Here is a 10,886-nt window from a genome sequence, read left to right on the forward strand (position 1 = left end):
CCCTTCACGTTGGCAACATTGGCCAGCTCTGGCAGGCCGGCCAGCAGCTTGTCGACCGGCACCTTGGCGGCTGCGTACGTCGCGCTGTTCAGGGCGGAAGCGCCAGCACCGGCAATGGTCCCGCCGGTGGCCAGGATAACGACGTTGGGTTTGGCGGCGGTTTGTGCCAGCGCGGGCACCCCGAGCGCCGTGAATGCCACCAGGCCAAGCGCGGCGCCCATGTGACGAAATGTTGAGGCTATTTGCATGCATGTCTCCAGAAAAATGGAATTTGTTCAGTTTTTTGCGCACAGCAGGCAAGAAAACGGTTTTACCCTGCCCATTCGGCGTTTCCCCCAGCCGCTTGGCCAAAGGTGGCTCATCGTAGCGAGGCCGGCAGCGCCCAGCGATGCATAATGTAACGAGGGGTGTGACTAAAACTCACACCCCAATCTACATCCGGGCAGCATCTTTCCTTCCATGGACGCACCGCCAGCGACACCCTGAAACGACATGAACCTCAGGCAACTTGAAGTCTTCCAGGCGGTGATGCAGACCGGCAACATGAGCGCCGCGGCTCGGCTGATCTGCATCACACCTTCGGCTGTCAGCAAGACCATTGCGCACACGGAGCTGCAACTGGGCTACAAGCTTTTCACCCGCGGCAAGGGCACGCTGGCCCCCACCCCCGAAGCACGTGTGCTGTTTGAAGAGTCTTCGCAGATTCACCAGAAACTGGACGGGCTCAAGCGCATTGCCGTCAACCTGCGGCAGGCAGCCGGCGGCCAGGTACGGCTTGCGGCCATTCCGTCCGTCAGTCACGAGTTTTTACCGCTGGTACTGGAAAAGCACATGGCGCGCTACCCGCGTGTGCGCATCGAGGTGCGAACCCTGCACCAGGACCAGATGGTGCAGGCGCTGCTGACACGCAGCGTGGACTTTGCCCTGGGCTTTTATGAACACCCGCACCCGCTGCTGACCAGCTCGACGCTGGTGAGCGGGCCGCTCTACCTGGCCGTCACACGCGACATCTGGCAGCGGGCCGTGAAGGCCCGGCGCCAGAACCCGATGTCTTTCCTGGCCAGCATGCCGTTGATCCGCCTGGTGGGCGAAGACCCGATGTGCCAGTCGATCGACGACCTGGCGCGCCACCTCGGCCTGACTGCCCCCGAGGGAATGCAGGTGCACACCTCGCGGCTGGCGCTGGAGTTGGTCAAGCGCGGCATGGGCTGGACGGTGGTGGATTTCCTGACGGCCAGCAACCTGGACCCGCAATCATTGACCGCGGTGCCGCTGCATGATTTTGCCCAGGCGCCACTCCAGATGTATTTTGCGAGCAGCACGCCGCCGGGACAGGATGCGCTACGCATGCTGGAGATGCTGCCGGAGCTACTGCACGGCGTGATGGCCTCGACCCACTGAGCGCCGCACCTCCGAGCCAGCAGGTGCCGCGGAACCGGCTTGCCGGGCCGCAGGCACCGTCCCCTGCAAGGGGAAAAGGGGCTACACACAGTGAGCCCCGATAGGGGTGTGCCCTCTCCTACCGGCGACGGCGGAACGCCAGCGCCAGACCGGCCACGCCCAGCCCGAAGCCCCACAGCGGCCAGAGGCCGTAGCGGGACACCCACTGGGCATACGGCGTGATGCCGTTGCGGCCCTGGACGTCGCCGTTCAGCACACCGCGGGTGTGGCGCTCCAGCGAATGCGTGACCTTGCCCTGGTGGTCGATGATGGCCGTGGCGCCGGTGTTGGTGGCGCGGATCATCGGGCGGCTGAACTCCAGCGCACGCATGCGCGAGATCTGCAGGTGCTGATCGATCGCGACCGTGTTGCCAAACCAGGCAATGTTGCTGACATTCACAAAGATGGTCGGGGCGAGCGCAGGATCGATGAAGCGTGCGCCCAGCTCTTCGCCAAAAAGGTCTTCGTAGCAGATGTTGGGTGCCAACCGCTGGCCCTTCCATTCGAAAGAAGCCTGCCCAACCGCGCCGCGGTTGAAGTCGCCCAGCGGGATGTGCATCATGTCAATGAACCACCTGAAGCCTGGCGGTATGAACTCGCCGAACGGCACCAGGTGATGCTTGTCGAAACGGTAAGGCTCTGCCTGCCCGGGCTTGAAGCCGAGCACCGAGTTGGCATACCCGGCCTGGGAGCTGCCAATCGGCAGGCCGATCAATGCCGCCTGGTTGCCGGCGGCAAACCGGGCCTGCAGCGCTTGCCAATAGCCTTCCGGCAATTGCTGGGGCAGCACGGGGATGGCGGTTTCAGGCGCCACCACCAGCGGCGCTTTCGCATCGCGCAGCTGCTGGCCGTACCAGCGCAGCGCTGTGGCCACGCCGGTGCCGGGCTGGAATTTTTCGTTCTGGGGAATGTTGCCCTGCAGCAGCGTAACGCCCAGCGCCTCGGTCGGCTGGACGGGTGCATCGCCGGGCCAGGTGCTTTGCACCGGCAGGTAACCCGCCACTATGCAGACAACCAGGATGCCGGTCACGTTGAGCCACTGCACATGGGATGCGCGCAGGGTCATCGCCAGCCAGGCGGCCACCAGCGCAGCCAGGAACGTCAGCCCGTGCACGCCCACCCAGGCGGCCAGCGGCCTGGCCCAGCCGTCGACGTGGGCATAACCGCCCTCTCCCCAGGGAAAGCCGGTAAAGAACTCGACCCGGGCCAGCTCCGCCAGCAGCCAGAGCGCTGCAAACACCGCAGCGCGCGGCAACCTGCGCCTGGGCGCCAGCTTCACGAAAACTGCGCTGGCCGCTGCGTAGTAGAGCCCCAGGAAGGCGGCGAGCAGCACGATGGCCAGGACGGTCAGGGGCGCTGCCAGCCCGCCGTAGTAGTGCATGGAAATGAACAGCCACCAGAAGGTACTGCACAGCATCGCCGTGCCGAAGAGGCCGCCCATCCACGCGGCACGCTTCCATGAACGGCAGCTGTCAAGTTGCGCGGTAAACAGGAAAAGCGCCAGCAGTTGCAGCCACCACAGCGGCAGCCCCTGCGCGAAGCCAAAGTCAAAAGGCCACGCCATGCTTGCTGCATGAGCGCAACCAGCTATCAAAATAATAGCAATCTGGAACGGCGAAATGCCTTTGCGCGGCGGCGGGTTGCGTGCGTGTTCAAGCAGCGCAGGCAAGGTCGGGAGATGGGACATCATGCTTTGAATCGAATCCCGTCCCATAGTCAGCCCGCCCTTTTTTCTTGAATTCGTTGTCAGACGCCGGTGTTGACCGGCGATACCTTGAACCAGCGCACTGCACCACCTTTGGTATGCAGCACCGTGAACTGCAGGCCGGCCAGCGCGAAATGCTCGCCGCGCTTGGGAACATGGCCCATCTCATGCGCGACCAGCCCGCCGATCGTATCGAAGTCGGTCTCGGGCAAGGTCACGCCGAAAGCCTCGTTGACGCGCTCGATGGAAGTGTCGCCGCTGACGCGGTAGGTGTGGTCGCTGAGGCCGAAAATGTCGCCTTCGTCTTCGGCAATGTCGAATTCGTCCTCGATCTCGCCGACGATCTGCTCGAGCACGTCCTCAATGGTGATAAGGCCCGCCACGCGGCCGAACTCGTCGATGACGATGGCCAGGTGGTTGCGGTTGCCGCGGAATTCGCGCAGCAGGTCGTTGAGCCCCTTGCTCTCGGGCACAAAAACGGCGGGCCGGAGCAGGGCCTTGATGTTGAGTTCGGGCGCGCGCTGCAGCTTGAGCAGGTCCTTGGCCATCAGGATGCCGAGGATGTTTTCCTTTTCACCTTCGTAGACAGGAAAACGCGAGTGGGCGGTGTCGATCACCAGGTGCAGCAATTCGTCGAACGGCGCGTCGATGTTGATCACATCCATGCGCGGGGCAGCCACCATGACATCGCCCGCCGTCATGTCGGCCATGCGGATCACCCCCTCGAGCATCTCGCGGCTCTGGGCTCCGATGACGTCATTGTCCTGGGCTTCCACCAGGGTTTCGATCAACTCGTCTTTCGAGTCGGGGCCCGGGTGGAGCATTTCAGCAAGCTTTTGCAAAAAGCCGCGTTTGTCTTCTGGCCTGGAAGACCGACTGGGGGGAACGTCGGACACGTGATGGGCGGTCGGTAGTTGTGAAGGGGCTAAGGATAGCTGAAATCCTTGACGGTGCGGGGTGCCGTTTTCCGTCACGCAGCCGAAGCTGTTTGCTTTTGTTTGGCTTTTTGTATTTCCTGTTTGGGTTTGTGTCCATTCAGGAAGCACAAAGGCGGAGGTTGCCGGTTTTAACACCCAGCCAAACGGAATGAGCGCAAGCTGCTACTGAATTAATAGCAAGTGGCAAAAGCTACGGTCGGGCCGACCCTGCGCGGCGCGGTTTCTGATTCAGATGTCGCGCAAAGCTCAGACCGGGCGTCACATCGGCATGCGGTCACGCCCATCCCGTACGCCCTGCCGCACTTCCTGGACCATGGCCAGCATGTCCCAGAACTGYTTGGCCTGGACCTTGAGGCGGTAGTCGGTCTGCGCGATCTGCTCTTCGACCATTTCGGTCATGCGCGAATCCAGGTCGGCCGGCGGCAGCTTGAGGTACGCCTCGCTTTCAGAGCCGTCCCGTTCGATCGTGGCGCCGGCCTTGCGTGCGATGTTGAGCATGGCGGTGTTTTCGCTCAGCGCGTGGATGAACATCATGTCGACGCCATTGTTGCGCGCATGCATGACCGCGCGGTCAAACAGCCGCGAGCCATAGCCACGGCCGCGCGCCTGCGCCAGCACGGACACGCCGAATTCGGCACAGCTCTTGAGGTTGGGGTCAGTGGTGTGCGCCAGGTGTGCCATGGCGATCAATTGCAGCTTACGGTTGTAGATGCCGAAGATCTCGTCACGCTCGAAGTTGAGCCCGTCTACATAGCGGTGAATCTGCTCATCGCTGGCCGAATAGCCGAAGCGCAGGTAACGGTCGTGGGCGTCCAGCGCCAGCAAATGGGTGGCAATGCGCTCCCCGTGGCTGGGGCCGATCGAACGGATGGGAACCATGACGGGCGGGGCTTGACGCGTTGGGGGCGCCGCAGAGGCGTGCTCTTCCACGGGCGGCCGGAAGAATTCACGGCCCGCGTTATAGGATGCTCTTAAAAGGGTGCTGGGTGTAACCATGATCTCAATATAAGGGTTTTCCCTAGAATCAACAGTCTAGGGGCTTCTGAAACAGCGTCAATAGACGCCGGCCCCCAAAAATCGGCCCGTTATGCCTTTTCTCCAATAGGGGCGGGCGCAAGCAGCTATTAAAAATATAGCAATCTGGGAACGAAATCCGCTTCACGGGAGCAATTGTTGCAATGCGGCAACATTTTTCATCGCGTATCCGTTAAAAATTAGCGCCCCTGAAAATGCCGGTGCCACGCCCACCAGCAGGTCACAAGGGAACGGCGGTTGTCGCCTTGACCCGGTCCAGCACAAAGCTGGTTTTGCAGTCCTGCACGCTGGGGTGCTTGAGCAGGGTGTCCATGATGAAACGGCTGTAATGCGCCATATCCTGCACCAGCACCCGCAGCAGGTAGTCCATCTCGCCCGTCAGGGCTGCGCATTCGGCGACTTCCGGCCAGGTCTGCACGCTGGCGCGGAACAGGTCCATGGGGTTGCGCTTGTGGCTTTCGGTGTGCTTTTCCAGCCGTACGTTGATGTAGGCCGTGAGCCCCAGCCCGACGGCTTCAGGCTTGACGAGCGCCACATAGCGGTCAATGACGCCGCTTTCTTCGAGCCGCTTCACGCGCCGCAATACMGCACTCGGTGAAAGCCCCACCTGCTCGGCCAGCAGGTCGAAGGTGGYGCGGCCGTCAGCCTGCAGGCTGCGCAGAATTTGCCGATCAAGCTTGTCAAGTGCTTCCATACGGAATATTTTGCAGCTTTACTGCGTCAATGGCAATGCAAGCGCCCTATTTCGCAATAAAAATGATGCATGGCGCCGCTAAAGTGGGACACATATCTTTTCCCCKGAGACACGCCATGAACGCACGCAACGACGCCACCCTGAACTTCGAACAAGGCGCGGCCTGGGACAACCCCATGGGCACGGACGGTTTCGAATTCATTGAATATGCCGCGCCCGACCCGGCCGCCATGGGCGCGTTGTTTGAACGCATGGGCTTCACGCCCATTGCCAAACATCGCCACAAGAATGTCACACTGTACCGCCAGGGCGGCATCAACTTCATCCTGAATGCCGAGCCGGATTCGTTTGCCCAGCGCTTTGCGCGCCAGCACGGGCCCAGCGTCTGCGCGATTGCCTTTCGTGTGAAAGATGCCAAGGCTGCCTACGAACGTGCGATATCCCTGGGTGCCTGGGGCTACGCCCACACATCGGCGCCAGGCGAACTGAACATTCCGGCCATCAAGGGCATCGGCGATTCGATCATTTATTTCATCGACAAGTGGCGCGGCAAGAACGGCGCGCAGCCCGGTGACATCGGCAACATCGGCTTTTACGACGTGGACTTTGAAGCCTTGCCAGGCGTGCAGGGTGACGTGCTGAACCCCGCCGGCCACGGCCTCACTTACATCGACCACCTGACGCACAACGTGCACCGCGGCCGGATGGACGAATGGGCCGGCTTTTACGAGCGGCTCTTCAATTTCCGTGAGATCCGCTATTTCGACATCGAAGGCCAGGTGACCGGGGTGAAAAGCAAGGCCATGACCAGCCCCTGCGGCAAGATCCGCATCCCGATCAACGAAGAGGGCAACGAAAAAGCCGGCCAGATCCAGGAGTACCTGGACCGTTACCAGGGCGAAGGCATCCAGCACATTGCCATGGGCAGCAACGACTTGTTCAGTACGGTAGATGCATTGCGCAGTAGCGGCGTGAAGCTGCTGGACACGATCGACACCTATTACGAGCTGATCGACAAACGCATCCCCGGACACGGCGAGAGCGTGGCCGATTTGAAGAAGCGCAAGATTCTGGTGGACGGCAAAAAAGGCGCCCTGCTGCTGCAGATCTTCAGTGAAAACCAGCTGGGCCCGATCTTCTTTGAATTCATCCAGCGCAAGGGCGACGATGGCTTTGGCGAAGGCAACTTCAAGGCGCTGTTTGAAAGCATTGAGCTGGACCAGATGCGCCGTGGCGTTTTGTCGGGGTCCAAGGCAAGCGCACAATAAAAGTTTTCCTTCACCCACATCACGGAGATTGCCATGCCACTTTGCCCGCAGCTGCCCCATCGACTGGCCGCATTCAGCGTCGCCGCCGCTTTTTTTGCATGGGGTGGGGCATGTGCCCAGGCGGTCAGCGTGGTTCCGGCTTCCAGCCTGGACAGCGTGCAAAAGGCCGGCGTGCTGCGCATCTGCACACCAGGCGACTACAAGCCCTTCAGCTTCCAGAAGCCCGACGGCACCTTTGAAGGCATCGACGTGGACCTGATGGCCTCGCTTACGGCCAGCCTGGGCGTCAAGCCCGAGTGGGTCAAGACCAGCTGGTCCAATTTGATGCCCGACATGGTGGGCGGTAAATGCGACATGGCTGTTGGCGGCATCTCCGTCACCACCGAGCGGCAAAAGCGCGCCTTCTTCAGCACGCCTTACATGGTCAACGGAAAAACGCCGATTGCGCGCTGCGCCGACGTAGCCAAATACCAAAGCGTGGCCGACATCGACAAGCCCGCCACACGCGTGATCTTCAATCCGGGCGGCAGCAACGAGCGCTTTGCCCGCGCCAATTTCAAGCAGGCGCAGATGCGGCTTAACCCGGAAAACCTGACCATCTTTGACGAGATCCTGGCCAACCGCGCCGATGTGTTCGTGACCGAGTCGGCCGAAGCCATCACCCAGCAAAAGCTCAAACCGGGCCTGTGCGCCATCAACCCGGACAAGCCGCTGCAGTATGGGGAAATGGCCTGGCTGTTGCCGCGCGGCGACGTGACGTTCAAGGCTTACGTGGACCAGTGGCTGCACCTGGCCAAAGCCAGCGGTGACTACCAGCGCGTGGAGAGCCAATGGCTGAAGTAGGAAGCAACACGGACTGCAACACCCCGCCCCCGGCGGTCTATGGCCAGTCTGACCGGCCGCCAAGGGGTGACTATGCGCGTGGCGGGCAAGTCAATGCTGACTACACCTGCCCGCAAAACTACGCGGCTTACACCAAAGAAGATCACGAGACTTACCGGCGCCTTTACACGCGGCAGTCGGCATTGCTGCCCGGCCGGGCCTGCAGCGCGTTCATTAAAGCCTTGCCCAGCCTGGGCGCGAGTGATGCCATCCCGCGTTTTGAAGACGTGAACGAGCGGCTCTTCAAGGCGACCGGCTGGCAGCTGGTGGGTGTGCCAGGGCTGATTCCCGAAGTACCTTTCTTCACGCTGCTGGCCAACCGCAAATTTCCGGTGACGGACTGGATACGAACGCCGGCCGAGTTCGACTACATCGTCGAGCCCGACATCTTTCACGATTTGTTCGGCCACGTGCCGCTGCTGTTTGACCCAAGCTACGCCGACCATATAGAGGCCTACGGCAAGGGCGCACTGAAGGCGCATGCGCTGGAGCATGGTGAAGGCGGCGGGCAGCCGATCCCCGGTGCGGTAGAAATGCTGTCGCGCCTCTACTGGTACACCATCGAGTTCGGGCTGTTGCGCGACAAGGAAGGTGGCGATCAGGTCCGGGCCTATGGCGCCGGCATCCTGAGCAGCCCGGGCGAGCTGGCCTGGAGCGTGGAGTCGAACGAGCCCCGGCGCATTGCACTGCGGGACAATGCCGACCTGCTGCGCTGCATGTCGTCGACCTACAAGATCGACAGCTTTCAGCAGCAGTATTTTGTGATAGACAGTTTTGACGCGCTGCTGCGCCTGACCGAGCCGGACTTCACGCCGTTTTACCAGGCGCTGGCGCACGCGCCGGCCGCACAGTAAAAAGCCATCAGCGCCGCTTGCTCCCTGGGCCCCTCGCCGCCCGCCACGCGCCGGCCCTTCCCTGCCCCAAACGGGCTGCACCAGGCAGGTCCGTTCAAACGTGTCTTCACTGAATGCATGAGGTATGCGCGCCCTGCATATCGACCTGCTGGCCTATAAATTTGCACGTACCAGCCTTTGTGTGAACTATCGATTGACGCCGTTCAACGGCGAATGACCGACAATTCAACGCTGATACAACACTGCGAGGCACCTGGGGTGGCGTTACCACGTCAGGTGTTTATTACCTGCACGTCCTCCTACAAAATGAGGATGTGAATATTTGTTACGTCATTTACGATGTCTTTCCTTATTGAGCTTCCACACACCATGAATCGGCAAGTCAAGGTACTGCTGGTCATGGACGTGGTGGAGTCAGTCCGACTGATGGAGCAGGATCAAGATGACTTCGTGTGGCGATGGCAACAACTGGTGCAGCATGCCGAGCAGCAAGTGCTGCCGTTGCATGGCGGCCGCATTGTCAAAAGCCTGGGAGACGGCCTGATGCTGGAATTTGCCAGCGCTCAAGGCGGCATGAAGGCAGCGTTTGCGCTGCAATACTTCAGCGACCAGGACAACGCTGGCCGTCCGCCCGAACGGCGCCTGCATTTGCGTATGGGCTCGCATCTCGCGGAGTTTGTCAGCGACAAGCACGACATCTACGGCACAGACGTCAATCTGACGGCCCGGGTTGCCACCCTGGCCGGGCCTGGCGAGATCGTGATCACTGCCGAGCTCCGCGACAACCTTACGGACGGCCTTGAGGCCGACATCGAAGACCTGGGGGAGTGCTACCTCAAGCATGTCGCCAAACCGATACGGGCGTATCGCGTCGGGCCGCCCGGCCATGAGCCGGTCATACAGTCGCCCACYGCTGCGGCGCCGGATTTCCGGCCCACCATTGCCATCATTCCCTTTGAAGCGCGCAGTAATGAACCCGAGCACTTCATCATTGGCGAGGTCATCGCCGACGGCATCATTGCCCAGCTGTCGCGCAGCTCCGACCTGAAGGTCATTTCGCGCCTGTCCACTACGGCCTTCCGCGGTCGCAGCGACGTCATGGCAGAGGCCGGTGACCGGCTGGCGGCCCGCTTCATCCTGTCGGGCAGCTACATTGCCAGCGGCGGCAAAATCCTGATCAATGCAGAGCTCGTGGACAGCCGTACCGACCAGGTCATCTGGGCGGACCGCATTTCCGGCGACACGATGGACTTGCTGGAAACCCAGAGCGAGTTGCTCGACCGCATTGCATCGGCGGCTACCCATGCCCTGATTGACACGGAAGCCCAGCAGTCGCTGATTCAGCCGCTTCCACGGCTCGACAGCTGCTCTCTCATGCTGGGTGGCATCTCGCACATGCACCGCTCATCCACGCATGACTTCGACCGGAGCCGCCAGGTTCTCGAAGCCGTGCTTGAACGCCACAACCGCGCCGCGGCCCCGCGTGCCTGGCTTGCYAAGTGGTATATCTTGCGGGTCGTGCGCGGCATGAGTGACGCTCCGCAAAAAGACTCGCGCCAGGCCATCGAACACGCCGAGCGCGCCCTGGACCTGGAGCCGAACAGCGCGCTGGCGCTGGCAATCCAGGGCCATGCCTTGTGYCAGCTCTCAGGAGACGCAAGCGGCTCACTGCACAAGATCGAGGAAGCCATTCGGTTGAACCCCAGCGAATCACTCGCATGGCTGTACAAGAGCGTGTGGTCGTCGATGTGGGGAGCAACGGAAACGTCAGTCAGTGAAGCCGAAGTGGCCTCGAGCCTGTCTCCAGTTGATCCAATGAAATATTACTACGACATGATTCTGGCGACAGGGTTATCAATCAACGGCGAATACGAGCGCGCCATCGAATTGGCGAAACGCTCGCTGAAGGCCAACGTACATCATCAGCCAACCATGCGTGTACTTCTTTATTCGCAGGCCCAAATGGGCCGAATTGAAGAAGCACGCGCCACCTTGGATCGGCTCATCCGAGAAAATCCTACGCTCACGGTTTCCAGTTACTTGAGCATGGGCGGGGGAGAAAGTCACACC

At 61.2% G+C, this 10,886-nt stretch carries 10 protein-coding genes; 5 read left to right on the forward strand and 5 right to left on the reverse strand.

The annotated features are described in order from the left end of the window. On the reverse strand, positions 1 to 248 hold a 248-nt coding region (locus AC1D0Z_RS11575), incomplete at its 3' end, for an asparaginase domain-containing protein (RefSeq protein ID WP_477658393.1). Positions 249 to 492: 244 nt separating this feature from the next. Here AC1D0Z_RS11575 and AC1D0Z_RS11580 point away from each other — a divergent pair. After that, on the forward strand, positions 493 to 1,401 hold the full coding sequence (locus AC1D0Z_RS11580) for a LysR family transcriptional regulator (RefSeq protein WP_477658394.1): 909 nt from the start codon (positions 493 to 495) through the stop codon (positions 1,399 to 1,401). Between the two features lie 118 nt (positions 1,402 to 1,519). On the opposite strand, the gene lnt is transcribed toward AC1D0Z_RS11580, so the two are convergent. From lnt to AC1D0Z_RS11600, 4 genes are all read right to left on the reverse strand, one after another. Then, positions 1,520 to 3,130, reverse strand: coding sequence for an apolipoprotein N-acyltransferase (gene lnt, locus AC1D0Z_RS11585; protein WP_477658395.1), 1,611 nt, complete (start codon positions 3,128 to 3,130; stop codon positions 1,520 to 1,522). Between the two features lie 56 nt (positions 3,131 to 3,186). Then, positions 3,187 to 4,041 carry an HlyC/CorC family transporter gene (locus AC1D0Z_RS11590; protein WP_477658396.1) on the reverse strand — a complete coding sequence of 285 codons (855 nt, stop codon included), beginning with the start codon at positions 4,039 to 4,041 and terminating at the stop codon, positions 3,187 to 3,189. A 300-nt stretch (positions 4,042 to 4,341) separates the two neighbouring features. After that, a complete protein-coding gene (locus AC1D0Z_RS11595) occupies positions 4,342 to 5,079 on the reverse strand; it encodes a GNAT family N-acetyltransferase (RefSeq protein WP_477658397.1) in 738 nt (245 codons plus the stop codon). 259 nt (positions 5,080 to 5,338) lie between these two features. Beyond that, positions 5,339 to 5,812 carry an Lrp/AsnC family transcriptional regulator gene (locus tag AC1D0Z_RS11600; protein ID WP_477658398.1) on the reverse strand — a complete coding sequence of 158 codons (474 nt, stop codon included), beginning with the start codon at positions 5,810 to 5,812 and terminating at the stop codon, positions 5,339 to 5,341. Between the two features lie 116 nt (positions 5,813 to 5,928). Here AC1D0Z_RS11600 and hppD point away from each other — a divergent pair, with 116 nt between their 5' ends. The 4 genes from hppD to AC1D0Z_RS11620 all read left to right on the forward strand — a co-directional run. Next, the gene (gene hppD / locus AC1D0Z_RS11605) at positions 5,929 to 7,080 is read left to right on the forward strand and encodes a 4-hydroxyphenylpyruvate dioxygenase (RefSeq protein WP_477658399.1); all 1,152 of its coding nucleotides are present in this window, start codon (positions 5,929 to 5,931) and stop codon (positions 7,078 to 7,080) included. Positions 7,081 to 7,113: 33 nt separating this feature from the next. Beyond that, positions 7,114 to 7,923: a transporter substrate-binding domain-containing protein gene (locus AC1D0Z_RS11610; RefSeq protein ID WP_477658400.1), complete on the forward strand. Its 810-nt coding sequence runs from the start codon at positions 7,114 to 7,116 to the stop codon at positions 7,921 to 7,923. Further along, complete coding sequence (gene phhA, locus AC1D0Z_RS11615; protein ID WP_477658401.1) at positions 7,911 to 8,816, forward strand: phenylalanine 4-monooxygenase; 906 nt, start codon at positions 7,911 to 7,913, stop codon at positions 8,814 to 8,816. Before AC1D0Z_RS11610 ends, phhA begins: the two co-directional genes overlap by 13 nt. Positions 8,817 to 9,185: 369 nt before the next feature. Continuing rightward, positions 9,186 to 10,886: adenylate/guanylate cyclase domain-containing protein (locus AC1D0Z_RS11620; RefSeq protein ID WP_477658402.1), on the forward strand; the 1,701-nt coding region annotated here is incomplete at its 3' end.

It is taken from the genome of Polaromonas sp. P1_E3, from assembly GCF_056405935.1.